At 57.9% G+C, this 25,210-nt stretch carries 22 protein-coding genes, 3 tRNA genes and 1 rRNA gene; 25 read left to right on the forward strand and 1 reads right to left on the reverse strand.

Features of this window, described 5'->3' with window-relative positions; all coding sequences use genetic code 11:
* Both murB and birA read left to right on the forward strand, forming a co-directional pair.
* Positions 1-1,035 carry a UDP-N-acetylmuramate dehydrogenase gene (murB, locus tag ACLHZ1_RS05285; protein ID WP_427261260.1) on the forward strand — a complete coding sequence of 345 codons (1,035 nt, stop codon included), beginning with the start codon at positions 1-3 and terminating at the stop codon, positions 1,033-1,035.
* Positions 1,032-1,997, forward strand: a complete 966-nt coding sequence (birA, locus tag ACLHZ1_RS05290) for a bifunctional biotin--[acetyl-CoA-carboxylase] ligase/biotin operon repressor BirA (RefSeq protein WP_427261261.1) — start codon at positions 1,032-1,034, stop codon at positions 1,995-1,997. Before murB ends, birA begins: the two co-directional genes overlap by 4 nt.
* A 63-nt stretch (positions 1,998-2,060) precedes the next feature.
* Here the strand turns inward: birA and coaA are convergent, their stop codons facing one another.
* The gene (gene coaA, locus ACLHZ1_RS05295; RefSeq protein WP_408795957.1) at positions 2,061-2,999 is read right to left on the reverse strand and encodes a type I pantothenate kinase; all 939 of its coding nucleotides are present in this window, start codon (positions 2,997-2,999) and stop codon (positions 2,061-2,063) included.
* A 259-nt stretch (positions 3,000-3,258) separates the two neighbouring features.
* Between coaA and ACLHZ1_RS05300 the strand changes: the two genes are divergently transcribed.
* The 23 genes from ACLHZ1_RS05300 to ACLHZ1_RS05410 form a co-directional block, all read left to right on the forward strand.
* Positions 3,259-3,343, forward strand: a tRNA-Tyr gene (locus ACLHZ1_RS05300).
* 38 nt (positions 3,344-3,381) lie between these two features.
* A tRNA-Gly gene (locus tag ACLHZ1_RS05305) sits at positions 3,382-3,456 on the forward strand.
* 172 nt (positions 3,457-3,628) lie between these two features.
* Positions 3,629-4,813 carry an elongation factor Tu gene (gene tuf / locus ACLHZ1_RS05310; protein WP_427261262.1) on the forward strand — a complete coding sequence of 395 codons (1,185 nt, stop codon included), beginning with the start codon at positions 3,629-3,631 and terminating at the stop codon, positions 4,811-4,813.
* Between the two features lie 52 nt (positions 4,814-4,865).
* A tRNA-Trp gene (locus ACLHZ1_RS05315) sits at positions 4,866-4,942 on the forward strand.
* A 60-nt stretch (positions 4,943-5,002) separates the two neighbouring features.
* Positions 5,003-5,374, forward strand: a complete 372-nt coding sequence (secE, locus tag ACLHZ1_RS05320; RefSeq protein ID WP_427261263.1) for a preprotein translocase subunit SecE — start codon at positions 5,003-5,005, stop codon at positions 5,372-5,374.
* 9 nt (positions 5,375-5,383) lie between these two features.
* Positions 5,384-5,935: a transcription termination/antitermination protein NusG gene (nusG, locus tag ACLHZ1_RS05325; protein ID WP_041997860.1), complete on the forward strand. Its 552-nt coding sequence runs from the start codon at positions 5,384-5,386 to the stop codon at positions 5,933-5,935.
* Between the two features lie 134 nt (positions 5,936-6,069).
* Positions 6,070-6,498 carry a 50S ribosomal protein L11 gene (gene rplK / locus ACLHZ1_RS05330; RefSeq protein ID WP_016352267.1) on the forward strand — a complete coding sequence of 143 codons (429 nt, stop codon included), beginning with the start codon at positions 6,070-6,072 and terminating at the stop codon, positions 6,496-6,498.
* A gap of 4 nt (positions 6,499-6,502) precedes the next feature.
* Positions 6,503-7,204, forward strand: coding sequence for a 50S ribosomal protein L1 (gene rplA, locus ACLHZ1_RS05335; protein ID WP_408795955.1), 702 nt, complete (start codon positions 6,503-6,505; stop codon positions 7,202-7,204).
* Between the two features lie 249 nt (positions 7,205-7,453).
* Positions 7,454-7,954, forward strand: coding sequence for a 50S ribosomal protein L10 (gene rplJ, locus ACLHZ1_RS05340; protein ID WP_041997855.1), 501 nt, complete (start codon positions 7,454-7,456; stop codon positions 7,952-7,954).
* A 51-nt stretch (positions 7,955-8,005) separates the two neighbouring features.
* Positions 8,006-8,368: a 50S ribosomal protein L7/L12 gene (gene rplL, locus ACLHZ1_RS05345; RefSeq protein WP_408795954.1), complete on the forward strand. Its 363-nt coding sequence runs from the start codon at positions 8,006-8,008 to the stop codon at positions 8,366-8,368.
* A 222-nt stretch (positions 8,369-8,590) separates the two neighbouring features.
* On the forward strand, positions 8,591-12,619 hold the full coding sequence (gene rpoB / locus ACLHZ1_RS05350; RefSeq protein ID WP_408795953.1) for a DNA-directed RNA polymerase subunit beta: 4,029 nt from the start codon (positions 8,591-8,593) through the stop codon (positions 12,617-12,619).
* Between the two features lie 91 nt (positions 12,620-12,710).
* Positions 12,711-17,015 (forward strand): DNA-directed RNA polymerase subunit beta', encoded by a 4,305-nt coding sequence (gene rpoC, locus ACLHZ1_RS05355; RefSeq protein WP_427261264.1) that lies wholly within the window; start codon positions 12,711-12,713, stop codon positions 17,013-17,015.
* A gap of 196 nt (positions 17,016-17,211) precedes the next feature.
* Complete coding sequence (locus ACLHZ1_RS05360) at positions 17,212-17,928, forward strand: helix-turn-helix transcriptional regulator (protein ID WP_041997847.1); 717 nt, start codon at positions 17,212-17,214, stop codon at positions 17,926-17,928.
* Positions 17,929-17,951: 23 nt separating this feature from the next.
* Positions 17,952-18,332 (forward strand): RidA family protein, encoded by a 381-nt coding sequence (locus ACLHZ1_RS05365; protein WP_427261265.1) that lies wholly within the window; start codon positions 17,952-17,954, stop codon positions 18,330-18,332.
* A 79-nt stretch (positions 18,333-18,411) separates the two neighbouring features.
* Entirely contained in the window at positions 18,412-18,804 is a 393-nt protein-coding gene (gene tusD / locus ACLHZ1_RS05370) for a sulfurtransferase complex subunit TusD (RefSeq protein WP_408795949.1), read from the forward strand.
* Between the two features lie 8 nt (positions 18,805-18,812).
* Positions 18,813-19,169 (forward strand): sulfurtransferase complex subunit TusC, encoded by a 357-nt coding sequence (gene tusC, locus ACLHZ1_RS05375; protein WP_408795947.1) that lies wholly within the window; start codon positions 18,813-18,815, stop codon positions 19,167-19,169.
* An 8-nt stretch (positions 19,170-19,177) separates the two neighbouring features.
* Positions 19,178-19,456 carry a sulfurtransferase complex subunit TusB gene (gene tusB, locus ACLHZ1_RS05380; RefSeq protein WP_408795945.1) on the forward strand — a complete coding sequence of 93 codons (279 nt, stop codon included), beginning with the start codon at positions 19,178-19,180 and terminating at the stop codon, positions 19,454-19,456.
* 183 nt (positions 19,457-19,639) lie between these two features.
* Complete coding sequence (rpsL, locus tag ACLHZ1_RS05385) at positions 19,640-20,014, forward strand: 30S ribosomal protein S12 (RefSeq protein ID WP_084205426.1); 375 nt, start codon at positions 19,640-19,642, stop codon at positions 20,012-20,014.
* Between the two features lie 93 nt (positions 20,015-20,107).
* Positions 20,108-20,578 (forward strand): 30S ribosomal protein S7, encoded by a 471-nt coding sequence (rpsG, locus tag ACLHZ1_RS05390; protein ID WP_041997835.1) that lies wholly within the window; start codon positions 20,108-20,110, stop codon positions 20,576-20,578.
* A 78-nt stretch (positions 20,579-20,656) separates the two neighbouring features.
* On the forward strand, positions 20,657-22,762 hold the full coding sequence (fusA, locus tag ACLHZ1_RS05395) for an elongation factor G (protein WP_427261266.1): 2,106 nt from the start codon (positions 20,657-20,659) through the stop codon (positions 22,760-22,762).
* A gap of 54 nt (positions 22,763-22,816) precedes the next feature.
* Positions 22,817-24,001 carry an elongation factor Tu gene (gene tuf / locus ACLHZ1_RS05400; RefSeq protein WP_427261262.1) on the forward strand — a complete coding sequence of 395 codons (1,185 nt, stop codon included), beginning with the start codon at positions 22,817-22,819 and terminating at the stop codon, positions 23,999-24,001.
* A 115-nt stretch (positions 24,002-24,116) separates the two neighbouring features.
* Positions 24,117-24,659 (forward strand): D-glycero-beta-D-manno-heptose 1,7-bisphosphate 7-phosphatase, encoded by a 543-nt coding sequence (gene gmhB, locus ACLHZ1_RS05405; protein WP_427261267.1) that lies wholly within the window; start codon positions 24,117-24,119, stop codon positions 24,657-24,659.
* A 434-nt stretch (positions 24,660-25,093) separates the two neighbouring features.
* A 16S ribosomal RNA gene (locus ACLHZ1_RS05410) occupies positions 25,094-25,210 on the forward strand; the annotation flags it as partial.

The raw sequence follows: 25,210 nt of genomic DNA on the forward strand, positions 1-25,210 counted from the left end.
ATGAAACTCACCGCTCACGCCGACTTGTCGGCCCTCAATACCTTCTCCCTCGCGGCCCGCTGCCGCTGGCTGGCCGAACTCACCCGGTTGGACGAGCTGCCCTCCCTGGTGGCCACCCCCGAGTGGCAGGGCCAGCCACGCCTCATCCTGGGCGGGGGCAGCAATCTGCTGTTTACCTGCGATTTCGAGGGGCTGGTGATCCACAATCGCCTGCGGGGCATCCAGGTGGAGGATGGCGGGGATCACTGGCTGCTGCAGGTGGCTGCCGGCGAATTCTGGCATGAGCTGGTCTGCCACACCCTGGCCCAGGGGATGCCCGGGCTGGAGAACCTGGCGCTGATCCCGGGCACGGTGGGCGCCGCCCCGGTGCAGAACATAGGGGCCTACGGGGTGGAACTGGCCTCCTTCTGTCGCCATGTGGACACCTTCAACTGGCATAGCGGCCAGCAGGAGCGGATCCCGGTCGAGGCGTGCCGTTTCGGCTACCGGGACAGTATCTTCAAGCACGACTATCAGGAGAGTCACCTGATCACCGCGGTGGGGCTGGCGCTTCCCAAGGCCTGGCAGCCCGTGCTCGGCTATGGCCCCCTGGGCGCCCTGGCGGCGCCCACCCCTCAGGCCATCTTCGAGACCGTCTGCGCCACCCGCATGGCCAAGCTGCCGGATCCGGCCGTGCTCGGCAATGCCGGCAGCTTCTTCAAGAATCCTCTGGTGTCCGCGGCTCGGGCCGAGCTGCTCAAGGAGCGATGGCCGACGCTGCCCATCTATCCGGCCGGGGAGGGGCAGGCCAAGCTGGCGGCGGGCTGGCTCATCGATCAGTGTGGCCTCAAGGGGTTCGCCATCGGCGGCGCCCAGGTCCATGGGCAGCAGGCCCTGGTGCTGGTCAACCGCGGCGGCGCGACGGCCGCAGAGCTGATCGCCCTGGCCGCCCATGTGCGCGATGCGGTGCAGCAGCGTTTCGGGGTCCTGCTCGAGCACGAGGTGCGCTTCATGGGGGCCCGTGGCGAGACTTGGCTCGACGAGGTGCTGGCATGAGCCTGACCCCCATTCGCCAGACCCTGATCGGCCTGCTCAGCGACGGCCAGTTTCACTCGGGCGAGCAGCTCGGCGAGCAGCTCGGCATCAGCCGGGCGGCGGTGAGCAAACACATGGCGGCCCTCAAGGAGCTGGGGCTGGACCTGTTCAGCCTGACCGGCAAGGGGTATCGCCTCGCCTTCCCCCTCGCGCTCTACGATCGGGAGCTGCTGCAGAGTCTGGCGCCCCTGGCCCCCATCCACAGCTTCCCGGTGATCGATTCCACCAACCAGTATCTGCTGGAGCGGGTCGCCCGGCTGCAACCCGGCGAGTGCTGCCTGGCCGAATGCCAGACCGCAGGGCGGGGACGACGGGGCAAGCCCTGGGTCTCGCCATTCGGTTGCCAGCTGCTGCTCAGCATGTACTGGCGGCTCGAGCAGGGCATGGCCGCCGCCATGGGGTTGAGCCTGGCGGTGGGGGTGGCCGTGGTCGAGGCGCTCGAATCCCTCGGCTATCCCGGGGTGGAGCTGAAGTGGCCGAACGATCTCTACTATGAAGGGCGCAAGCTGGCCGGGATCCTGGTGGAGATGAGCGGCAGCGCGGGCGCCAGCTGCCACCTGGTGATCGGGGTCGGCCTCAACCTGGCGATGCCGAGCCGGGAAGGGGAGAAGATAGATCAGGCCTGGGCCGAGCTGCGCCATATCCAGCCCGAGCTGGTGGATAGAAATCAGCTGGCCGCCCGCATGATGGTCCATCTGCAGCGGGCGATGCAGACCTTCGAGCAGCACGGGTTGGCCAGTTTCGTCGATGCCTGGAACCGGCTCGATCACTTCGCCGGCCGGCCGGTGCGCCTCCTGATGGGGGAGCAGGAGATCCGGGGCATCGCCCGTGGCATAGATGATCGCGGCGCCTTGCGCCTCGAGACGGAGGAGGGGATCAAATTCTATCTGGGAGGGGAGCTCTCCCTGCGGCGGGGCGATTGAAGAGACCCCCGATAACGGAAGAGGGGGCCTGCGGGCCCCCTCTTCGTTTGCGCTCTGCTGCCGTTATTTACGCAGCTTGATCTGCTCGATGGCGTGCTCTGGCCCCTTGGTGAGGATCAGGTTGGCCCGCTCCCGGGTCGGCAGTATGTTCTCTTGCAGATTGAGGTAGTTGATCTCCTGCCAGATATTGCCGGCGATCCGGGTCGCCTCGCTCTCTGCCAGCTTGGCATAGTGGTGGAAGTAGGAGTCGGGGTCGGCGAAGGCGCCGCTGCGAAACTTGAGGAAGCGCTCGATATACCAGGTGCGCAGCAGCTCGGCATCCGCATCCACATAGATGGAGAAGTCTACGAAGTCCGAGACGAAGACCCTGTGGGGGTCTTGCGGGTAATCCATGCCGCTTTGCAGCACGTTGAGCCCCTCCAGGATCAGAATGTCCGGCTGCTCGATCACCTTGGTCTCGTCGGGGATGACGTCATAAATCAGATGGGAGTAAACGGGAGCCTCGACCCGTTCGTGTCCGGCGCGGATGTCGGCGACAAACTCCACCAGGCGGCGGATGTCATAGGACTCGGGAAAGCCCTTGCGCCGCATCAGACCGCGCGCTTCCAGCACCTTGTTGGGGTAGAGGAAGCCATCCGTGGTGACCAGCTCCACCCTGGGGTGTTCGGGCCAGCGCTCCAGCAGGGCCTGCATGATGCGGGCCGTGGTGCTCTTGCCCCCCGCCACACTGCCCGCGATGCTGATCACATAGGGCACCTTGCCCCGGGACTGACCGAGAAACTGCTCCAGCACCCGGCTGCGGCGCTGCTTGGCCTTGACGTAGAGATTGAGCAGGCGGGAGAGGGGCAGATAGATCTCTTCCACCTCCTGCAGCGATACCTTTTCGTTGATGCCCTGCAGGGTCTTGAGCGCGGGCTCGGTCAGGGTCAGGGGGACTGCATCGCGCAACACAGCCCACTGTTCGCGGGTAAATTGCAGATAGGGGTTGTGCTCTGTCGTCATGGGTTCATCACTGTTTCTGGGGCTGGGCGACCATACACCAAGGGGGGGAGAGCGACAAGGGACACGTCAGGATCGTGCGGCCAGGGCCGGTTTTTTGGCGGGATGGCGGCAATAATCACCATTTTGCCGAGCGCAACAGTTGCATCACCAAAAACCTTACAATAAAATGCGCGACGCTTAGATGTCAGTCGTCTATTTGCTAGACAAGAGCGACAAAACAACGGGTGCAAGCAGAATTACCGTTGTGACAATCGAGTATGGAGGGGTTCCCGAGTGGCCAAAGGGATCAGACTGTAAATCTGACGGCTCTGCCTTCGAAGGTTCGAATCCTTCTCCCTCCACCATATTTCTCTGCGGTTTGAGTGCTTTGGGTTAGAGAAATGCGGGCATCGTATAATGGCTATTACCTCAGCCTTCCAAGCTGATGATGCGGGTTCGATTCCCGCTGCCCGCTCCAAGATGCTGATATGGCTCAGGCAATGCCGAGAGCCACACCTCAGGTGAGGTCGGCAGTTCAAATCGGCCAGTCAGTACCAGCCTCTCTTTCCCACCCAATTCAAATCCATCATATAAACTGTTCTGTGGTTAGCTTGCCACCGCGTACTCAGCGTTAGTTTAGAGGGACGATCATGTCTAAAGAAAAATTTGAGCGTAGTAAACCGCACGTTAACGTGGGTACCATCGGCCACGTTGACCACGGTAAAACCACCCTGACTGCTGCCATCACCAACGTGCTGGCCAAGCACTACGGCGGTAAAGCCTTCGCCTTCGACCAGATCGACAAGGCCCCGGAAGAGCGTGAGCGTGGCATCACCATCAACACCTCCCACGTAGAATATGACACCCCGAGCCGCCACTACGCGCACGTAGATTGCCCGGGTCACGCCGACTACGTTAAAAACATGATCACCGGTGCTGCCCAGATGGACGGCGCAATCCTGGTAGTAGCCGCGACTGACGGCCCGATGCCGCAGACCCGTGAGCACATCCTGCTGGGCCGCCAGGTAGGCGTACCTTACATCATCGTGTTCATGAACAAGTGCGACATGGTAGATGACGAAGAGCTGCTGGAACTGGTCGAGATGGAAGTTCGCGAACTGCTGTCCGAGTATGACTTCCCGGGTGATGACCTGCCGGTAGTTCGCGGTTCCGCGCTGAAAGCGCTGGAAGGCGACGCCGCATGGGAAGAGAAGATCCTGGAACTGGCTGGCCACCTGGACAGCTACATCCCGGAGCCGGAGCGTGCGATCGATCTGCCGTTCCTGATGCCTATCGAAGACGTCTTCTCCATCGCTGGCCGTGGTACCGTAGTAACCGGTCGTGTTGAGCGCGGTATCGTCAAGGTTGGCGAGACAGTAGAAATCGTCGGTATCAAAGACACAGTGACCACCACCTGTACCGGTGTTGAGATGTTCCGCAAGCTGCTGGACGAAGGCCGTGCCGGTGAGAACGTTGGCGCACTGCTGCGTGGCGTGAAGCGTGAAGAAGTAGAGCGTGGTCAGGTACTGGCCAAGCCGGGCACCATCAAGCCGCACACCAAGTTCGAATCCGAAGTGTACGTGCTGTCCAAAGAAGAAGGTGGTCGTCACACCCCGTTCTTCAAAGGCTACCGTCCGCAGTTCTACTTCCGTACCACCGACGTGACTGGCACCATCGAACTGCCGGAAGGCGTAGAAATGGTCATGCCTGGCGACAACATCAAGATGGTTGTTACCCTGATCGCACCGATCGCGATGGACGACGGCCTGCGTTTCGCCATCCGTGAAGGTGGCCGTACCGTAGGTGCTGGTGTTGTAGCCAAAGTTATCGCTTAATCTTGGCTTACATAAATAAAGCAAAGCCCCTATAATAGGGGCTTTCTTATGCAGGGGCGTAGTTCGAATTGGTAGAACAGCGGTCTCCAAAACCGATGGTTGGGGGTTCGAATCCCTCCGCCCCTGCCATGCACCTCGTCTCGTACGGGGCTTTTGTGTCTTTGGTAACGTCAGATACAGGTAGGTTGTATGAATGTGAGTTCTGAGAATCAGGGCGGAAGCAAGGATACCCTGCTTTGGGGCCTGGTTTTCATTATCCTGGCGGCCGCTGTAGTGGGTAACTACCTGCTGCACGACGTAGCCGCTGCCGTCCGCGCCTTGGGTGTGGTCGTTGTCATTGCTGTCGCTGGTGCGGTAGCCCTGCAAACCACCAAGGGTAAGGCAACACTGGCTTTCGCCCGTGAGTCTCGCCTGGAAGTCCGCAAGGTCGTATGGCCAACCCGCCAGGAAGCCATTCAGACAACCCTGATTGTGCTGGCGGTGACCGCCATCATGGGCTTGCTGCTGTTCGTTCTGGACGGCGCCTTGGTCTGGTTGGTCAACTTGATTACCGGCGTGTAAGGATTAGCCATGACTGAACAACGTGAACAACGTATGAGATGGTATGTCGTACAGGCATTCTCCGGCTATGAAGGCCGGGTTGCAAAGTCTCTACGCGAACATATCAAGATGCATGGCATGGAAGACATGTTTGGCGAAGTGCTGGTGCCGACCGAAGAAGTGGTCGAGATGCGTGCCGGCCAGAAGCGCAAGAGCGAGCGCAAGTTCTTCCCGGGCTATGTGCTGGTTCAGATGCTGATGGATGAAACCACCTGGCACCTGGTGCGTAACGTACCGCGTGTCATGGGCTTCATCGGTGGCACTTCCGACCGCCCGGCGCCGATTTCCGACAAGGAAGCCGATGCCATCCTCAATCGTCTGCAAGACTCCCACGACAAGCCGCGTCCGAAGACTCTGTTTGAACCGGGTGAGATGGTGCGGGTTGCCGATGGTCCATTCGCGGATTTCAACGGTACCGTCGAGGAAGTGGATTACGAAAAGAGCCGCGTAAAGGTCTCCGTCCTGATCTTTGGCCGCTCGACACCGGTCGAGCTGGATTTTGGTCAGGTCGAAAAGGGCTGATTGAATTCTGTACGTTTAACGGTTGTCAGGGGCAGCGATTATCTCTATAATTCGCTGCCCCTTTATTAGCTGGGGAGCCGTTTGCAGGAGCAAGTCTCCGAGGCGTTTGAACCCATTTTTGAGGTATTTTTGTAATGGCTAAGAAAGTCACAGCTTATATCAAGCTGCAAGTTAAAGCTGGCAGTGCCAACCCAAGCCCCCCCGTCGGTCCGGCCCTGGGTCAGCACGGTGTCAACATCATGGAATTCTGTAAGGCATTCAACGCCCGTACAGAGAAGCTGGAAAAAGGTTCACCGACTCCGGTCGTGATCACCGTTTACAGCGACCGTTCCTTCACCTTCGAAACCAAGACCCCGCCCGCTTCCTTCCTGCTGAAGAAAGCCGCTGGTATCCAGTCTGGTTCCGCCAAGCCGAACAAAGACAAGGTTGGTAAGGTGACTGTTGCTCAGCTGCAAGAAATCGCCAAGACCAAAGAGCCGGACATGACCGGTGCCGATCTGGATGCAAAAGTACGTTGCATCGCAGGCTCCGCTCGTTCCATGGGTCTGGTAGTGGAGGATTAAGACAATGGCTAAAATTTCCAAGCGTATGCGCGTTATTCGCGAAAAAGTTGACGGTACCAAAGAGTACGGCATCAACGAAGCCATTGCCCTGCTGAAAGAACTGGCCACTGCCAAGTTCGTTGAAAGCGTTGACGTCGCTGTCAACCTGGGTATCGACGCTCGTAAATCCGACCAGAACGTTCGTGGCGCCACTGTGCTGCCGCACGGTACCGGTCGTGACGTTCGCGTTGCCGTATTCACCCAGGGTGCCAACGCCGAAGCCGCCAAGGCTGCCGGTGCTGACCTGGTTGGTATGGACGACCTGGCCGAGCTGGTCAAGAAAGGCGAGATGAACTTCGACGTCGTGATCGCATCCCCGGATGCCATGCGCGTTGTTGGTCAACTGGGCCAGATCCTGGGCCCGCGTGGCCTGATGCCTAACCCGAAAGTGGGTACCGTGACCCCGAACGTTGCCGAGGCCGTCAAGAACGCCAAAGCCGGTCAGGTCCGTTACCGCAATGACAAGAATGGTATCATCCATACCACTCTGGGTAAGGTTTCTTTCAACGAAGTTCAGCTGAAAGAAAACTTGGAAGCGCTGCTGGTTGCCCTGAAAAAAGGCAAGCCCTCTTCCGCCAAAGGCATCTTCATCAAGAAAGTCAGCATCTCCACCACCATGGGTGCCGGTGTTGCCGTAGACCAAGCTTCCCTGGAAGCTCAGGCCTAATTGATGGGTTTTACAAGGCGCAAAATTTAATCTATAATTTTGCGCCTTGATTGGTTGGGGGTTTCGACCTCCGTCCAAGACCGCAGGAGGCGGCAACGCCTTAATATTTCCTGCGTAGACGGTGCCGGAAACCCAGCGAGAAAGACTTTTCTCTTCTGGAATCCTGCCACCGCATCGTTCCCTCTGGCAACAGGGGGATGTATCAGTACTGGGTCTCGGTGGCCCAGATTCAATCCAGGAGCTAAGCCAATGGCATTAGGACTCGAAGACAAAAAGGCAATTGTTGCTGAAGTCAACGAAGCTGCCAAAGGCGCACTGTCCGCAGTTGTTGCCGATTCCCGTGGCGTGACTGTCGACAAGATGACCGTCCTGCGTAAAACCGCTCGTGAAGCCGGTGTGTACATGCGCGTTGTGCGTAACACCCTGCTGCGTCGCGCGGTAGAAGGTACCGAATACGAGTGCCTGAACGACGTATTGACCGGTCCGACCTTGATTGCTTTCTCTAACGAACACCCGGGCGCTGCCGCTCGTCTGTTCAAAGAGTTTGCCAAAGCGAACCAAAAGTTCGAAATCAAGGCTGGCGCTTTTAACGGTGAGTTTATCGCCGCAGCACAAATTGATCGTCTGGCTACCCTGCCGACTTACGATGAAGCAATTGCGAAGTTGATGGCTACCATGAAGGAAGCCTCTGCTGGCAAGCTGGTTCGTACTATCGCTGCTGTCCGCGATCAGAAGCAAGCTGCTGCTTGATTCTTACCTATTTAGGCTGTTTGAGTTTATTCAACATCAGGAATTTTTGTCATGTCTATCACTAAAGACCAAATCATCGAAGCCGTTGCTTCCATGTCCGTAATGGAAGTTGTTGAGCTGATCGAAGCTATGGAAGAGAAGTTCGGTGTTTCTGCCGCTGTTGCTGTTGCTGCCGGTCCGGCTGCTGAAGCAGTAGAAGAGAAAACCGAGTTCGACGTAGTTCTGACTGCTGCCGGTGCCAACAAAGTTGCCGTCATCAAGGCCGTTCGTGCCGCTACCGGTCTGGGCCTGAAAGAAGCCAAAGATCTGGTTGAAGCTGCCCCGGCTAACCTGAAAGAAGGCATCTCCAAAGACGAAGCCGAAGCTCTGAAGAAAGAGCTGGAAGCTGCCGGTGCTTCTGTTGAGATCAAATAATCTGCATTCATGTAGATTAGCCTGATAAAACAGGCTAGGGCTGGTGAATTTTTGTTCACCAGCCTTTTTGCGCTGTAGACTGAGAGCATTTTCACACCGTTTGCGACTCTCGGTGCACCAGCAAACCGGGCCGCATTATCGCCCGGTCAACACAAAACGGTGTTGAGACAGAGCTGTCCTGCGGGACAGAGTGGGTCACTTATCAGCGAGCTGAGGAACCCTATGGTTTACTCTTATACCGAAAAAAAACGCATTCGTAAGGACTTCGGTAAGCGAGACCAGGTACTGGACACGCCTTATCTGTTGTCCATTCAGCTGGACTCCTTCAAGCAGTTCATCGAGGCTGACCCGGAAGGTGAATATGGCCTAGAGGCCGCTTTCCGTAGCGTTTTCCCGATCACCAGTTACTCCGGTAGTGCTGAGCTTCAGTATGTCAGCTATCGCCTGGGTGAGCCGGTATTTGACGTAAAAGAATGCCAGATCCGTGGAGTGACCTACTCCGCGCCGCTGCGTGTCAAGCTTCGTATGGTTCTGTACGACCGTGAAGCAGCTGCCGGCACCGTCAAAGACATCAAGGAACAAGAAGTTTACATGGGCGAAATTCCGCTCATGACCGAAAACGGCACCTTTGTCATCAATGGTACCGAGCGGGTCATCGTCTCCCAGCTGCACCGCAGCCCGGGCGTCTTCTTCGACCACGATAAAGGCAAAACACATTCATCCGGTAAGGTACTGTATAACGCCCGCGTTATCCCCTACCGTGGCTCCTGGCTGGACTTCGAGTTCGATGCGAAAGACAACCTGTTTGTCCGTATCGACCGTCGTCGTAAATTGCCGGCGTCCATCATTCTGCGCGCCCTGGACTTCAGCTCCGAAGAAATCCTGGCCACCTTCTTCGAGACCATAGGTTTCGAAGTCAAGGATGGCAAGTTGATGATGGATCTGGTGCCCGAGCGCCTGCGTGGCGAAACCGCGACCTTCGACATCGTTGCCAATGGCACCGTAGTGGTCGAAACCGGTCGTCGTGTCACCGCCCGCCACATCCGTCAGCTGGAAAAAGACGCCATCACCCAGATCGAGGTGCCGGTGGAGTATGTTGTTGGCAAAGTTGCAGCCAAGGACTACGCACATCCCCAGACTGGCGAAATGGTCGTGACCGCCAACCAGGCCCTGAGCCTGGAAGCGATCGCCAACCTGTCCCAAGCCGGCTTCAAGCACTTCGAGGTTCTGTTCACCAACGAACTGGACCACGGTGCCTACATGTCCGAGACCCTGCGTATCGACAACAGCTCCAACCGTTTGGAAGCGCTGGTCGAGATCTATCGCATGATGCGTCCGGGCGAGCCGCCCACCCGTGAAGCGGCAGAGCAGCTGTTTGAAAACCTGTTCTTCTCTTCCGAGCGTTACGACCTGTCTACCGTGGGTCGGATGAAGTTCAACCGCCGTCTGTCCCGTGAAGACGAGACCGGCGTGGGCACCCTGACCAAAGACGACATCGTCGAAGTCATGAAGCGCCTGATCGACATCCGTAACGGCAATGACGAGGTGGACGATATCGACCACCTGGGTAACCGTCGTATCCGTTCCGTCGGTGAAATGGCCGAGAACCAGTTCCGTGTCGGTCTGGTCCGTGTCGAGCGTGCGGTGAAAGAGCGCCTCTCCCTGGGCGATCTGGACACCCTGATGCCGCAGGATCTGATCAACGCCAAGCCGATCTCCGCCGCGGTCAAGGAGTTCTTCGGTTCCAGCCAGCTGTCCCAGTTCATGGACCAGAACAACCCGCTGTCCGAAGTGACCCACAAGCGCCGTATCTCCGCGCTGGGTCCGGGCGGTCTGACCCGTGAGCGTGCCGGCTTCGAAGTCCGAGACGTACACCCGACCCACTACGGTCGTCTGTGCCCCATCGAGACCCCTGAAGGTCCGAACATCGGTCTGATCAACTCGCTGTCCGTGTATTCCCGCACCAACGAGTACGGTTTCCTCGAGACTCCGTACCGCAAGGTCATCGACGGTCTGATCACCGACGAAGTGGATTACCTGTCCGCCATCGAAGAAGGCAAGTACGTCATCGCTCAGGCCAATGCGGCAGTCAGCGAAGATGGTCGCCTGAAAGATGAACTGATCCCGTGCCGCCACAAGGGTGAATCCACCTTTATGAACGCCGATCAGATCCAGTACATGGACGTGAGCCCGCAACAGATCGTCTCTGTGGCAGCGGCCCTGATCCCCTTCCTGGAGCACGATGATGCGAACCGAGCCCTGATGGGTTCGAACATGCAGCGTCAAGCCGTACCGACCCTGCGTGCCGACAAGCCGCTGGTAGGTACCGGTATGGAACGCGCCGTGGCCGTTGACTCCGGTGTAACCGTGGTGGCCAAGCGTGGCGGCGTGATCGACTATGTCGATGCTTCCCGTATCGTTATCAAGGTCAACGAAGATGAGCTGCTGCCTGGCGAAGCCGGCATCGACATCTACAACCTGACCAAGTACACCCGTTCCAACCAGAACACCTGTATCAACCAGCGTCCGTGCGTGATGTTGGGTGAGCCGGTGATGGCCGGTGACGTGCTGGCTGATGGTCCGTCCACCGATCTCGGTGAACTGGCACTGGGCCAGAACATGCGCGTCGCGTTCATGCCGTGGAACGGTTACAACTTCGAAGACTCGATCCTGGTGAACGAGCGTGTGGTTCAGGAAGATCGCCTGACCACCATCCACATCCAGGAACTGGCCTGTATCTCCCGTGACACCAAGCTGGGTCCGGAAGAGATCACTGCCGACATCCCGAACGTGGGTGAAGCCGCTCTGTCCAAACTGGACGAGTCCGGCATCGTCTACGTGGGTGCCGAAGTGAAGGGCGGCGACATCCTGGTCGGCAAGGTCACCCCGAAAGGTGAAACCCAGTTGACCCCGGAAGAGAAGCTGCTGCGCGCCATCTTCGGCGAGAAGGCGTCCGACGTGAAGGACTCTTCCCTGCGTGTGCCGAACGGTGTGTACGGTACCGTGGTCGACGTGCAGGTCTTTACCCGCGATGGCGTGGAAAAAGACAAGCGCGCCAAAGAAATCGAAGAGATGCAGCTGAAGGAAGCGAAGAAGGACTTGACCGAAGAGTTCAAGATCCTGGAAGACGGCGTATTTGGCCGTACTCGCAACCTGCTGCTGGCCGCCGGTTACAGCGAAGATCGTCTGAACAAGCTCGATCGTTCCAAGTGGTTTGAACTGGCCATCGACGATGAAGCCAAGCAAATCGAACTGGAGCAGATCGCCGAACAGCACATCGAGCTGCGCGCCGACTTCGACAAGAAGTTCGAGAACAAGCGTCGCAAGATCATCCAGGGTGATGATCTGGCGCCGGGCGTACTGAAAATCGTCAAGGTTTACCTGGCCGTCAAGCGTCGCATCCAACCGGGTGACAAGATGGCGGGTCGTCACGGTAACAAGGGTGTTATCTCCAAGATCTGCCCGGTCGAGGACATGCCCCATGACGAGTTTGGCCGTCCGGTCGACATCGTACTGAACCCGCTGGGCGTACCGTCCCGGATGAACATCGGTCAGATCCTCGAAGTGCACCTGGGCCTCGCGGCCAAGGGCATCGGCGAGAAGATCGATCGCATGATCAAGGAACAGCGCGAGCTGCACGAGATGCGTGAATTCTTGCAGAAGGTCTATGACCTGGGCGAGAAGGACACCCAGCAAGTGAACATCGCCGAGCTGTCTGACGACGACGTGCGTACCCTGGTTGGTAACCTGCGCAAGGGCCTGCCGGTGGCAACACCTGTCTTCGACGGCGCCAAAGAGCGTGAGATCAAGGCGCTGCTGAAGCTGGCGGACCTGCCGGAATCCGGTCAGATCTCCCTGTTCGACGGTCGTACCGGCAACGCTTTCGAGCGCAAGGTCACCGTGGGTTACATGTACATGCTGAAGCTGAACCACCTGGTAGACGACAAGATGCACGCGCGTTCTACTGGTTCCTACAGCCTGGTGACCCAGCAGCCGCTGGGTGGTAAGGCGCAGTTCGGTGGTCAGCGGTTCGGTGAGATGGAAGTGTGGGCCCTGGAGGCTTACGGTGCGGCATACACTCTGCAAGAGATGCTGACCGTCAAGTCTGACGATGTGAACGGCCGTACCAAGATGTACAAGAACATCGTGGATGGCGACCACCGTATGGAGCCGGGCATGCCCGAATCCTTCAACGTATTGCTGAAGGAAATTCGCTCTCTGGGTATCAACATCGAGCTGGACGAAGAGTAAGAGTCCGCTCTTATTGTTCGAGAATTGACGTGGGCGCCCCGCTGTTTTGGCAGCAGGGGCGCCGAGGTTAGACTCCTGACAGGGGAAACACGTGAAAGACTTACTCAAGTTTTTGAAGGCTCAGACCAAGACCGAAGAGTTTGACAGTATCAAGATCGGTCTGGCCTCTCCTGACATGATCCGCTCCTGGTCATTCGGTGAGGTCAAAAAGCCTGAGACCATCAACTACCGGACTTTCAAGCCGGAACGTGATGGTCTGTTCTGCGCCCGTATCTTCGGACCGGTGAAGGACTACGAGTGTCTGTGCGGCAAGTACAAGCGCCTGAAACACCGTGGTGTGATCTGCGAGAAGTGCGGCGTGGAAGTAACCCAGACCAAGGTCCGTCGCGAGCGCATGGGCCACATCGAGCTGGCCAGCCCGACTGCCCACATCTGGTTCCTGAAGTCCCTGCCGTCCCGTATCGGTCTGCTGCTGGACATGACCCTGCGTGACATCGAGCGCGTGCTGTATTTCGAATCCTATGTGGTGATCGAACCCGGCATGACCAACCTCGAGCGCAGCCAGATGCTGTCCGAAGAGAACTATCTGGACGCACTGGAAGAGTGGGGCGACGAATTCGACGCCAAGATGGGTGCCGAAGCAATCCTGGCATTGCTGCGCGCCATCGATCTGGAAGGTGAAGTCAAGACCATGCGTGAGGAGCTGGATCAGACCAACTCCGAGACCAAGCGCAAGAAGACCACCAAGCGTCTGAAGCTGATGGAAGCCTTCCTGCAGTCCGGCAACAAGCCGGAGTGGATGATCATGACAGTGCTGCCCGTGCTGCCGCCGGACCTGCGTCCGCTGGTACCGCTGGACGGCGGCCGTTTCGCGACTTCCGATCTGAACGATCTGTACCGTCGCGTGATCAACCGTAACAACCGCTTGAAGCGTCTGCTGGACCTGGCTGCGCCGGACATCATAGTGCGCAACGAAAAGCGCATGCTGCAAGAGTCCGTCGATGCCTTGCTGGACAACGGCCGTCGCGGTCGTGCCATTACAGGTTCCAACAAGCGCCCGCTGAAATCCCTGGCCGACATGATCAAGGGTAAGCAAGGTCGTTTCCGTCAGAACCTGCTGGGTAAGCGTGTCGACTACTCCGGTCGTTCCGTTATCACAGTTGGTCCGACCCTGCGCCTGCATCAGTGCGGTCTGCCGAAGAAGATGGCGCTCGAGCTGTTCAAGCCCTTCATCTATGGCAAGCTGGAAACCCGCGGTCTGGCGACCACCATCAAGGCCGCCAAGAAGATGGTGGAGCGCGAGGAAGCCGTCGTTTGGGACATCCTGGACGAAGTGATCCGCGAGCACCCGGTGCTGCTGAACCGTGCACCGACCCTGCACCGTCTGGGTATCCAGGCATTCGAACCGACCCTGGTCGAAGGCAAGGCCATCCAGCTGCACCCGCTGGTCTGTGCTGCGTACAACGCGGACTTCGATGGTGACCAGATGGCGGTCCACGTACCGCTGACCCTGGAAGCCCAGCTGGAAGCGCGTGCGCTGATGATGTCTACCAACAACATCCTGTCGCCTGCCTCCGGTGAGCCGATCATCGTGCCTTCCCAGGACGTGGTCTTGGGTCTGTACTACATGACCCGTGCCCGTATCAACGCCAAGGGCGAAGGTATGGTGCTGGCCGGCCCGAAAGAAGCCGAGAAAGTGTATCGCGCCGGTCTGGCCGATCTCCATGCTCGTGTGAAAGTACGCATCACCGAATACCTGCGTCAGGAAGACGGTTCTCTGCGTGAACACACCGAGATGAAGAACACCACAGTCGGTCGTGCGATCCTGAGCCTGATCCTGCCCAAAGGCATGGAATACGCCCTGATCGACGAGCCCAAGGTGCTGACTGCCGCCGAGCAGGCCGATCTCGATGCCAATCCGCAGAACTGGATCAAGTCCGTATCCAACAAGGCGCTGGGCAAGAAGCTCATCTCCCGTCTGCTGAACACCTGCTATCGCAAGCAGGGTCTGAAGGACACCGTTATCTTCGCCGACCAGCTGATGTATACCGGTTTCCACTACGCGGCCCTGTCCGGTGCGTCCGTTGGTATCGATGACATGGTCATCCCGGATGCCAAGAAAGAGATCATTGCGGCAGCCGAAGCCGAAGTCGCCGAGATCCAGGACCAGTTCCTGTCCGGTCTGGTGACCGCGGGCGAGCGTTACAACAAGGTTATCGATATCTGGGCCAGCGCCAACGAGCGCGTCTCCAAGGCCATGATGGAGAACTTGTCCAAGGAGCGTAACGTCAACTCGCTGGGCGAAGAAGAAGAGCAGGCATCGTTCAACAGCATCTTCATGATGGCCGACTCCGGGGCGCGGGGTTCCGCCGCCCAGATCCGTCAGCTGGCCGGTATGCGTGGCCTGATGGCCAAGCCGGATGGCTCCATCATCGAGACCCCGATCGTCGCGAACTTCCGCGAAGGTCTGAACGTACTGCAGTACTTCATCTCCACTCACGGTGCTCGTAAGGGTCTGGCGGATACCGCACTGAAGACGGCGAACTCCGGTTACCTGACTCGTCGTCTGGTCGACGTGGCACAGGACATGGTGATCACCGAGGACGATTGCGGCACGACCGAAGGTCTGTGGATGACTCCGCTGATCGAAGGTGGCGACGTGGTCGAGCCGCTGCGTGAGCGCGTGCTGGGCCGTGTGGTGGCCGATGACGTGATCAAGCCGGGCACCGAAGACGAAGTGCTGGTAGCACGCAACACCCTGCTCGACGAGCAGCTGTGTGACCTGCTGGAGCGCAACTCCGTCGACCGCGTGAAGGTACGTTCTGCCATCACCTGTGAGACTGACTTCGGTAACTGTGCTCACTGCTACGGCCGTGATCTGGCCCGTGGTCACCTGGTTAACAAGGGTGAGGCTGTCGGTGTTATCGCCGCCCAGTCCATCGGTGAACCGGGTACCCAGCTGACGATGCGTACCTTCCACATCGGTGGTGCCGCATCCCGTGCCGCTGCCGAGAGCAGCATCCAGGTCAAGAACACAGGTAGCATCAAGCTGCAGAACGCCAAGTTCGTTCACAACAGCGAAGACAAGCTGGTTATCACCTCCCGTTCTACCGAACTGACCATCATGGACGAGATGGGCCGTACCAAGGAAAGCCACAAGCTGCCTTACGGTTCCGTGTTGGAAGTGAAAGACGGTCAGGCCGTGACGGCCGGTGAGACCGTGGCGAACTGGGATCCGCACACCCACCCGATCATCACCGAAGTGGCGGGTCGCCTCCAGTTCGAACACATGATCGATGGCGTGACCATCACCCGTCAGACCGACGAGCTGACCGGTCTCTCCTCCATCGTCGTGCTGGATGTCAACGAGCGTCCGAGCGCCGGTAAAGAGATGCGTCCGACCGTGAAACTGGTCGACCTGAACGGCAAGGATGTGATGATCCCGGGTACCGACGTCGCCGCCCAGTACTTCCTGCCGGGCAAGGCGATCGTCAACCTGGAAGATGGTGCCAACGTGGGTGTGGGTGACGCGGTTGCGCGTATCCCGCAGGAATCCGGCGGTACCAAGGACATCACCGGTGGTCTGCCGCGCGTTGCGGATCTGTTCGAAGCACGTATTCCGAAGGAACCGGCCATCCTGGCCGAGATCTCCGGTACCATCTCCTTCGGGAAAGAGACCAAGGGCAAACGCCGTCTGGTCATCACCCCGACCGATGGTGGCGACGTCTACGAGGAGATGATTCCGAAGTGGCGTAACCTGAACGTGTTCGAAGGTGAAAAAGTAGAGAAGGGTGAAGTGCTGGCGGACGGCCCTGAGTCTGCTCACGACATCCTGCGTCTGCGCGGTATCAGCCCGGTCGCCAACTACATCGCCAACGAAGTGCAGGACGTTTACCGTCTGCAAGGCGTTAAGATCAACGACAAGCACATCGAAGTCATCGTGCGTCAGATGCTGCGCAAGTGCGAGATCCTGAGCGCCGGCGATACCGATCTGATCGAAGGCGAACAGGTTGAAGTGGCTCGCGTCAAGATTGCCAACCGTAAGCTGGTTGCCGAGGGCAAGATCCCGGCTACCTACCGTCATATCCTGATGGGTATTACCAAGGCGTCTCTGAGCACCGAGTCCTTCATCTCCGCGGCCTCCTTCCAGGAGACCACCCGGGTTCTGACCGAAGCGGCCGTTGGCGGCAAGCGTGATGAACTGCGTGGCCTGAAAGAGAACGTGATCGTGGGTCGTCTGATCCCGGCGGGTACCGGCTTTGCCTACCACCACAGCCGGATCAACCAGCGTGCCGCCGCAGCCCGTGCTGTCGGTGTGCCCCAGGTGACCGCCGATGAAGCCCAGCAAAATCTGGCGGATCTGCTCAACGCATCCGGTAGCTTCGACGAAGAGTAATCTTCCGTTGTCGTGATTGAAAAAGGGCTCCTGCAAGGGGCCCTTTTTGTTGTCTGTGCACTGGTCCGGGCCTGCACCGTCGCGGGGCAGCAGATGATCCAGTGCAAGGTTATAGAGCAAAAAATCAAAAAAAGTTGACATTGCCAGTGCGCAATTGAAAACTCGGGTCAGGTAACCGTGATTACAGGGGTAAAAGATGACTGTTGGTATCGAGGATGTAATGCTTCCCGAGGAACAGCTGGTCAGTCGCACTTTTACAGACGAAGACAGGGAATTGTTGCGCTCCTATGAGGGGCTGATCGAGGGCTTGGCCGAACTGTTCGGCAAGCACTGTGAGGTGGTACTTCACTCCCTGGAGAATCTGCACGAGTCGGTGATCAAGATAGCGAACGGTTTCAACACCGGGCGCAACGAGGGGGCGCCGATAACGGATCTGGCACTGCGTATGCTCAAGGACATCGAGAATACCGGCCAGGACTATACGCAAAGCTACTTCGCCCGCAGCCGGACCGGCGCCCTGATGAAGTCGATCACCATCGCCATTCGCAACGGCGACAAGCAGGTGATCGGCCTTATCTGCATCAACCTGCATATCAATGCGCCGTTCCACGAGTTCGTGGCCGAGTTCTTCCCGACGCCGCAGCAGGTCGAGCGTCAGTCTCCCGAGACCTTCGCCAACAGCGTGGAGGAGCTGGTCGCCCAGACGGTGGACAACACCATCGACGAGATCAACCGGGATCCCACGGTGGCGAACAACGCCAAGAATCGTTTTATCGTGACCCAGCTGTTCGAGAAGGGCATATTCGATATCAAGGATTCGATCAATCTGGTCGCCGACAAACTTAATATTTCCAAACACACCGTCTATCTTTACATCCGCCAGCGCAAGCAGGGTGAAGATGAGAGCGAGTGAGCGCCATAGAAGAGGACAGATGAATGGCTAAAGAAGTAATCGCAACCGAGCAGGCTCCTGCCGCGATCGGTCCGTACGTGCAGGGCACCAAGCTGGGAGAGCTGGTGTTCACCTCGGGTCAGATCCCGCTCGATCCCACCACCATGGAGATCGTCGGCGGTGGCGTCGAGGCCCAGGCCGAACAGGTGATGAAGAACCTGGTCGCCGTGCTGCAAGCCGCCGGCTCCGATCCGAGCAAGGTGCTGAAGACCACCTGCTTCCTGAGCGACATGAACAACTTTGTGGCCTTCAATCAGGTCTACGCCCGTTACTTCGGCGAGTCCGCCCCGGCACGTTCCTGCGTCGAAGTCGCGCGCCTGCCCAAGGATGTGTTGGTCGAAGTGGAAGCGATTGCCCATCTCTGATCCGGCAGCGCTGTGATGAGCCCCTCCCGGAGGGGCTTTTTTGTCTCCGGTCCCCCGGGACCCTCTTGGGAATACGGATATGAGTCTGAGTTTCGCGCTGCTGGTGACAGGGCCCGCCTACGGCAGCCAGGCGGCCAGCACGGCCTACCGCTTCGCCAGGGCCCTGCTGGCCGAGGGGCATACCCTGTCTCACCTCTTCTTCTACCAGGATGGGGTGAGCAACGGCAATCAGCTTCATGCCCCGGCCTCCGATGAGGTCGATCTGGTGCGGCTGTGGGCCGAGCTCGCCATCGAGCAGGGGATCCGCATCGATGTCTGCGTGGCGGCGGCCATGCGTCGCGGTGTACTGGATCAGACCCAGGCCAGCGAGGTGGGCAAGGCCCAGTTCAACCTGGCGGAGCCCTTCTGCCTCAGTGGCCTGGGCCAGCTGGCGGAAGCAGCCCTGACCGCCGATCGCGTCGTGCAATTCTAGGAGCTGCCATGAACAAGATTGCCTTTATCGGTCGTCATGCCCCCCATGGCTCGGCCGCGGGTCGGGAGGGGCTGGATGCCCTGCTGGCCAGCTCGGCCCTGACCGATGCGGTCGCGCTGTTTCTGATCGAAGACGGGGTGCTGCAGCTGCTGGCCGATCAGCGACCCCAGTCCATCTTGCAGCGCCACTATGCGCCCACCTTCAAGCTGCTCGAGCTGTACGACGTGGAAGAGGTCTATGTCTGTGCCGACTCCCTGCGGGAGCGGGGCGTGCAGCCGGAGGCGCTCGCCATCGAGGTGCGCTGCCTGCCCCGGGCCGAGCTGACGCGTCTTTGGGCCGATTATCCCGTGCATTTGAGTTTCTGAGAGGGATCATGATCCATCTGATATTGAGTTCTCCCTTCCTGACCCAGGATCTGGAGCAGGCGCTACGCTATCGCAGCCAGGGGGACGCACTGGTGCTGATGCAGGATGCGGTGCTGGCGGCGGTGAGTCCGCACTGGCAAGCCAGACTGGCTTCGGAGCGGCTCTATGTGATGAGCGAGGATCTCGCCGCCCGCGGTTTGGGGCAGGGATCCGGTCTACCCCTGACGATGGGGGAGTTGGTGGCGCTGATTGAGGCTGAAGGCTCTCCCCATACCTGGTCATGCTAGCGTCATGATTTCTTTTTATAACTCAGTGGCTTGACCCTGTGTCAGCGCCAGAGTCTGTGTCCTTTTGCGGCACGGATTGTATAAATCTTGACTCCCTAGGCGACAGGGCATAAAATTTCGCGTCCCCGTATCTGCGGGGAGGATTTTTCACATGTTTATGAAGTCATTATCAGGAGCCTTTTGATGGCAACTATTAACCAGTTGGTTCGCAAGCCACGCACTAAGCTCGTTGAAAAAAGCAACGTGCCTGCGCTGGAAGCGTGCCCTCAGAAGCGTGGCGTGTGCACCCGTGTATACACCACCACCCCGAAGAAGCCTAACTCTGCACTGCGTAAAGTGTGCCGTGTTCGTCTGACCAACGGCTTCGAAGTCACCTCCTATATCGGTGGTGAAGGTCACAACCTGCAAGAGCACTCCGTTGTGCTGATCCGTGGCGGTCGTGTCAAGGATTTGCCGGGTGTTCGTTACCACACCGTTCGTGGTGCGTTGGACTGTGCCGGTGTTAAAGACCGTAAGCAGGCTCGCTCCAAGTACGGCGTGAAGCGTCCGAAAGCTTAATGGTTCTCCGTTAAGTAAGGCCAAACGTTAATTCGTTTCTAGTTAGATAACTTTCTAGTTTTGGGTAACCCCTGAAGTTACGGAGAATTTGAAATGCCAAGACGTCGTGTTGTTGGTCAGCGTAAAATCCTGCCGGATCCCAAGTTCGGATCAGAGCTGCTGGCTAAATTCGTCAACGTAGTAATGGTTGACGGTAAGAAATCTGTTTCCGAAGCCATCGTGTATGGCGCCCTGGACATCATTGCCACCAAATCTGGCAAAGAGCACCTGGCCGTATTCGAAGAAGCCCTGGACAACATTCGTCCGGCCGTCGAGGTTAAATCTCGTCGTGTCGGTGGTGCAACCTATCAGGTGCCGGTAGAAGTTCGCCCGGTACGTCGCAATGCCCTGGCAATGCGTTGGTTGGTTGATGCCGCTCGTAAACGTGGTGAAAAATCAATGGCTCAGCGCCTGGCTGGCGAGCTGCTGGATGCCGCTGACAATAAGGGTTCGTCTGTCAAGAAACGTGAAGACGTTCACCGTATGGCTGAAGCGAACAAAGCCTTCGCTCACTTCCGCTGGTAATCCGCTTGCGCAGGGTCTGCTGAAGATCCTGCGCACCTTCAATTATCTAGGGACAGGTTCCTTAGTAAGAGGATGACAATGGCTCGTACAACCCCCATTGAGCGCTACCGTAATATCGGTATCTCCGCTCACATCGACGCCGGTAAGACGACTACTACCGAACGCGTTCTGTTCTATACCGGTGTAAGCCACAAGATTGGTGAAGTGCATGATGGCGCCGCCACCATGGACTGGATGGAACAGGAACAGGAGCGTGGTATCACCATCACCTCCGCTGCGACCACCGCATTCTGGTCCGGCATGGGCAAACAGTTCCAGCCGCACCGCATCAACATCATCGACACCCCGGGTCACGTGGACTTTACCATCGAGGTAGAGCGTTCCATGCGTGTCCTGGATGGCGCCGTGATGGTGTACTGTGCCGTAGGTGGCGTACAGCCGCAGTCTGAGACCGTATGGCGTCAGGCTAACAAGTACAAGGTTCCCCGCATCGCGTTCGTCAACAAGATGGACCGTACCGGTGCCAACTTCCTGCGCTGCGTTGAACATATCAAGACCCGTCTGAAAGGCGTTCCGGTTCCCCTGCAACTGAACATCGGTGCAGAAGAGAACTTCAAGGGCGTCGTTGACCTGGTCAAGATGAAAGCCATCAACTGGAACGAAGCTGACCAAGGTGTCACCTTCGACTACGAAGATGTGCCGGCCGAGCTGCTGGAACAGGCGCAAGAGATGCGCATGAACCTGGTTGAAGCCGCTGCCGAAGCGTCCGAAGAGCTGATGGAAAAATACCTGGGCGGCGAAGAGCTGACCGAGGAAGAAATCAAGAAAGCGCTGCGTCAGCGCGTGCTGAACAACGAAATCATCCTGGTAACCTGTGGCTCCGCGTTCAAGAACAAGGGCGTGCAGGCCATGCTGGATGCCGTGGTTGACTACCTGCCGGCTCCGACCGACGTAGCTGCCATCGACGGCCTGAAGCTGGACGGCGAGACCAAAGACGAGCGTCATGCTTCTGACGACGAGCCGTTTGCTGCTCTGGCGTTCAAGATTGCTACCGACCCGTTCGTGGGCAACCTGACTTTCTTCCGCGTCTACTCCGGTATCGTCAACTCCGGTGACTCCGTGCTGAACTCTGTCAAAGAGAAGCGCGAGCGTTTCGGCCGTATCGTTCAGATGCATGCCAACAAGCGTGAAGAGATCAAAGAAGTTCGCGCAGGCGACATCGCTGCTGCCATCGGTCTGAAAGACGTGACCACTGGTGACACCCTGTGTGACGAGAAAGCGCCGATCATCCTCGAGCGTATGGAATTCCCGGAGCCGGTAATCTCCATCGCGGTTGAGCCGAAAACCAAGGCTGACCAAGAGAAGATGGGCCTGGCCCTCGGCCGTCTGGCGCAGGAAGATCCCTCTTTCCGCGTATGGACTGACGAAGAATCCGGTCAAACCATCATTGCCGGTATGGGTGAGCTGCACCTGGACATCATCGTTGACCGTATGCGTCGCGAGTTCAAGGTAGAAGCGAACGTAGGTAAGCCGCAGGTTGCCTACCGTGAAACCATCCGCGATACCGTCAAGGATATCGAAGGCAAGCACGCCAAGCAGTCCGGTGGTCGTGGTCAGTACGGTCACGTTGTGATCGACATGTACCCGCTGGAAGAAGGCAAAGCCTACGAGTTCGTGAACGACATCAAAGGCGGCGTGATTCCTGGTGAATTCATCCCGGGTGTTGACAAGGGTATCCGCGAGCAGCTGAAGTCCGGCCCGCTGGCAGGCTATCCGGTAATGGATCTGGGCGTGCGTCTGCACTTCGGTTCTTACCACGATGTCGACTCTTCCGAACTGGCGTTCAAGATCGCTGCTTCCATGGCCTTCAAGGCTGGCTTCATGAAGGCCAAGCCGGTTCTGCTCGAACCGATCATGAAAGTGGAAGTCGAGACTCCGGAAGACTACATGGGCGACGTGATCGGTGACCTGAACCGTCGTCGTGGCCTGATCGAAGGTATGGAAGATGGCCCGTCCGGCAAGATCGTACGTGCTCTGGTGCCGCTGGCCGAGATGTTCGGTTATGCAACTGCCCTGCGTTCCGCTACCCAGGGTCGTGCTTCCTACGCCATGGAATTCGCCAAGTATCACGATGCCCCGACCAACGTCGCCCAGGCCGTGATCGAAGAGCGTAAATCCAAGTAATTTAAGATTCCCCGCCTACGACGGTAGGCGGGTTTAACCTAGAAGGACTACGTCGTGTCTAAAGAAAAATTTGAGCGTTCCAAACCTCACGTAAACGTGGGCACCATCGGCCACGTTGACCACGGTAAAACCACCCTGACTGCTGCCATCACCAACGTGCTGGCCAAGCACTACGGCGGTAAAGCCTTCGCCTTCGACCAGATCGACAAGGCCCCGGAAGAGCGTGAGCGTGGCATCACCATCAACACCTCCCACGTAGAATACGACACCCCGAGCCGCCACTACGCGCACGTAGATTGCCCGGGTCACGCCGACTACGTTAAAAACATGATCACCGGTGCTGCCCAGATGGACGGCGCAATCCTGGTAGTAGCCGCGACTGACGGCCCGATGCCGCAGACCCGTGAGCACATCCTGCTGGGCCGCCAGGTAGGCGTACCTTACATCATCGTGTTCATGAACAAGTGCGACATGGTAGATGACGAAGAGCTGCTGGAACTGGTCGAGATGGAAGTTCGCGAGCTGCTGTCCGAGTACGACTTCCCGGGTGATGACCTGCCGGTAGTTCGCGGTTCCGCGCTGAAAGCGCTGGAAGGCGACGCCGCATGGGAAGAGAAAATCCTGGAACTGGCTGGCCACCTGGACAGCTACATCCCGGAGCCGGAGCGTGCGATCGATCTGCCGTTCCTGATGCCCATCGAAGACGTCTTCTCCATCGCTGGCCGTGGTACCGTAGTAACCGGTCGTGTTGAGCGCGGTATCGTCAAGGTTGGCGAGACAGTAGAAATCGTCGGTATCAAAGACACAGTGACCACCACCTGTACCGGTGTTGAGATGTTCCGCAAGCTGCTGGACGAAGGTCGTGCCGGTGAGAACGTTGGCGCACTGCTGCGTGGCGTGAAGCGTGAAGAAGTAGAGCGTGGTCAGGTACTGGCCAAGCCGGGCACCATCAAGCCGCACACCAAGTTCGAATCCGAAGTGTACGTGCTGTCCAAAGAAGAAGGTGGTCGTCACACCCCGTTCTTCAAAGGCTACCGCCCGCAGTTCTACTTCCGTACCACCGACGTGACTGGCACCATCGAACTGCCGGAAGGCGTAGAAATGGTCATGCCGGGCGACAACATCAAGATGGTTGTTACCCTGATCGCGCCGATCGCGATGGACGACGGCCTGCGTTTCGCCATCCGTGAAGGTGGCCGTACCGTAGGTGCTGGTGTTGTAGCTAAAGTTATCGCTTAATCGATACTTTATATGCACACATGAAAGGGGTGGCTTCGGCCGCCCCTTTTATTTTTGGGGCTTTATTTGCCCCATGCGATACTTTTCAGACATTCATTATCGAGGTAGTTCCCCCGTGAGTAAGCCCGCCATTTTTCTGGATCGTGACGGTGTCATCAACGAAGACACAGGTTATGTCAGCCAAGTCGATGACTTTCACTTTCTGCCCGGGGTGATCGAAGCCCTGCAGCTGCTCAAGAAGAAGGGCTATCTACTGATCGTGGTCACCAACCAGTCCGGCATCGCCCGCGGCTATTTCAGTGAAGATGACTTCATGAACCTGACCGAGTGGATGGACTGGTCGCTGGCCGATCGGGACGTTGACCTCGATGGGATCTATTTCTGTCCTCATCATCCGGATCACGGTGCACCCTGTGACTGCCGCAAGCCGGCCCCCGGCATGTTGTTGCTGGCACAGCAGGAACTGGGGATCGACATGGGTCGCTCTTATATGGTGGGTGACAAGCCTTCCGATCTGAAAGCGGCGGCGAATGCCCAGGTTGCACATAAAGTCCTGGTCAGAACGGGCAAGCCGGTGACGGACGAGGGCAATGCATTGGCTGATGCCATCTACGACAATCTGCACGATTTTGCTGTCTCGGCACCGGTCGCGGGTTGATTTCGTTCGCACAACATACATATTGGTGGCTTTATGAGCGAGCGAGCGACGAAAGCCATCTTTTTGCAATTATCTGCTTGCCAGAAAGTTTTGGCTCCCTATAATGCGCCTCCATCGACAGGGCAAGCGGCAACGCAAAGCCTGAGTCGATAACCTCGAAAAGCCTTTGAAAATAGGGCTTGACTCGAGAAGGCGGTTGAGTAGAATGCCACTCCCGCAGCAGCCAAAAGCTGCGTCGCTCTTTAACAATTTGAATCAAGCAATCTGTGTGGGCACTCACAGCATCGAACATCAAACAATTTTGTTGATTTTCAATGTCTGATGAAGTGACCAAGACGATTTCTTAGCAATAAGAAGTCGAACAGTTTATTTCAGCAATTCATTGAGCCGCTGAAGTTCGCTACTCCGGTAACGAATGAACGCAAACCAAACTTAAATTGAAGAGTTTGATCATGGCTCAGATTGAACGCTGGCGGCAGGCCTAACACATGCAAGTCGAGCGGCAGCGGGAAAGTAGCTTGCTACTTTTGCCGGCGAGCGGCGGACGGGTG

Origin of the sequence: Aeromonas sobria, from assembly GCF_050266975.1 — a bacterium.
GTDB classification, from domain to species: Bacteria; Pseudomonadota; Gammaproteobacteria; order Enterobacterales; family Aeromonadaceae; genus Aeromonas; species Aeromonas sobria_B.

Excerpts from the sequence above, each read along its gene's own strand:
- rpoB (WP_408795953.1), top strand. The coding sequence starts at position 8,591 with ATGGTTTACTCTTATACCGAAAAAAAACGCATTCGTAAGGACTTCGGT.
- tusB (WP_408795945.1), top strand. The coding sequence starts at position 19,178 with ATGATCCATCTGATATTGAGTTCTCCCTTCCTGACCCAGGATCTGGAG.
- ACLHZ1_RS05360 (WP_041997847.1), top strand. The coding sequence starts at position 17,212 with ATGACTGTTGGTATCGAGGATGTAATGCTTCCCGAGGAACAGCTGGTC.
- tusD (WP_408795949.1), top strand. The coding sequence starts at position 18,412 with ATGAGTCTGAGTTTCGCGCTGCTGGTGACAGGGCCCGCCTACGGCAGC.
- birA (WP_427261261.1), top strand. The coding sequence starts at position 1,032 with ATGAGCCTGACCCCCATTCGCCAGACCCTGATCGGCCTGCTCAGCGAC.
- rplA (WP_408795955.1), top strand. The coding sequence starts at position 6,503 with ATGGCTAAAATTTCCAAGCGTATGCGCGTTATTCGCGAAAAAGTTGAC.
- rplL (WP_408795954.1), top strand. The coding sequence starts at position 8,006 with ATGTCTATCACTAAAGACCAAATCATCGAAGCCGTTGCTTCCATGTCC.
- nusG (WP_041997860.1), top strand. The coding sequence starts at position 5,384 with ATGACTGAACAACGTGAACAACGTATGAGATGGTATGTCGTACAGGCA.
- tuf (WP_427261262.1), top strand. The coding sequence starts at position 3,629 with ATGTCTAAAGAAAAATTTGAGCGTAGTAAACCGCACGTTAACGTGGGT.
- rplJ (WP_041997855.1), top strand. The coding sequence starts at position 7,454 with ATGGCATTAGGACTCGAAGACAAAAAGGCAATTGTTGCTGAAGTCAAC.
- fusA (WP_427261266.1), top strand. The coding sequence starts at position 20,657 with ATGGCTCGTACAACCCCCATTGAGCGCTACCGTAATATCGGTATCTCC.
- rpsL (WP_084205426.1), top strand. The coding sequence starts at position 19,640 with ATGGCAACTATTAACCAGTTGGTTCGCAAGCCACGCACTAAGCTCGTT.
- tusC (WP_408795947.1), top strand. The coding sequence starts at position 18,813 with ATGAACAAGATTGCCTTTATCGGTCGTCATGCCCCCCATGGCTCGGCC.
- murB (WP_427261260.1), top strand. The coding sequence starts at position 1 with ATGAAACTCACCGCTCACGCCGACTTGTCGGCCCTCAATACCTTCTCC.
- rplK (WP_016352267.1), top strand. The coding sequence starts at position 6,070 with ATGGCTAAGAAAGTCACAGCTTATATCAAGCTGCAAGTTAAAGCTGGC.
- coaA (WP_408795957.1), bottom strand. The coding sequence starts at position 2,999 with ATGACGACAGAGCACAACCCCTATCTGCAATTTACCCGCGAACAGTGG.
- ACLHZ1_RS05365 (WP_427261265.1), top strand. The coding sequence starts at position 17,952 with ATGGCTAAAGAAGTAATCGCAACCGAGCAGGCTCCTGCCGCGATCGGT.
- rpsG (WP_041997835.1), top strand. The coding sequence starts at position 20,108 with ATGCCAAGACGTCGTGTTGTTGGTCAGCGTAAAATCCTGCCGGATCCC.
- secE (WP_427261263.1), top strand. The coding sequence starts at position 5,003 with ATGAATGTGAGTTCTGAGAATCAGGGCGGAAGCAAGGATACCCTGCTT.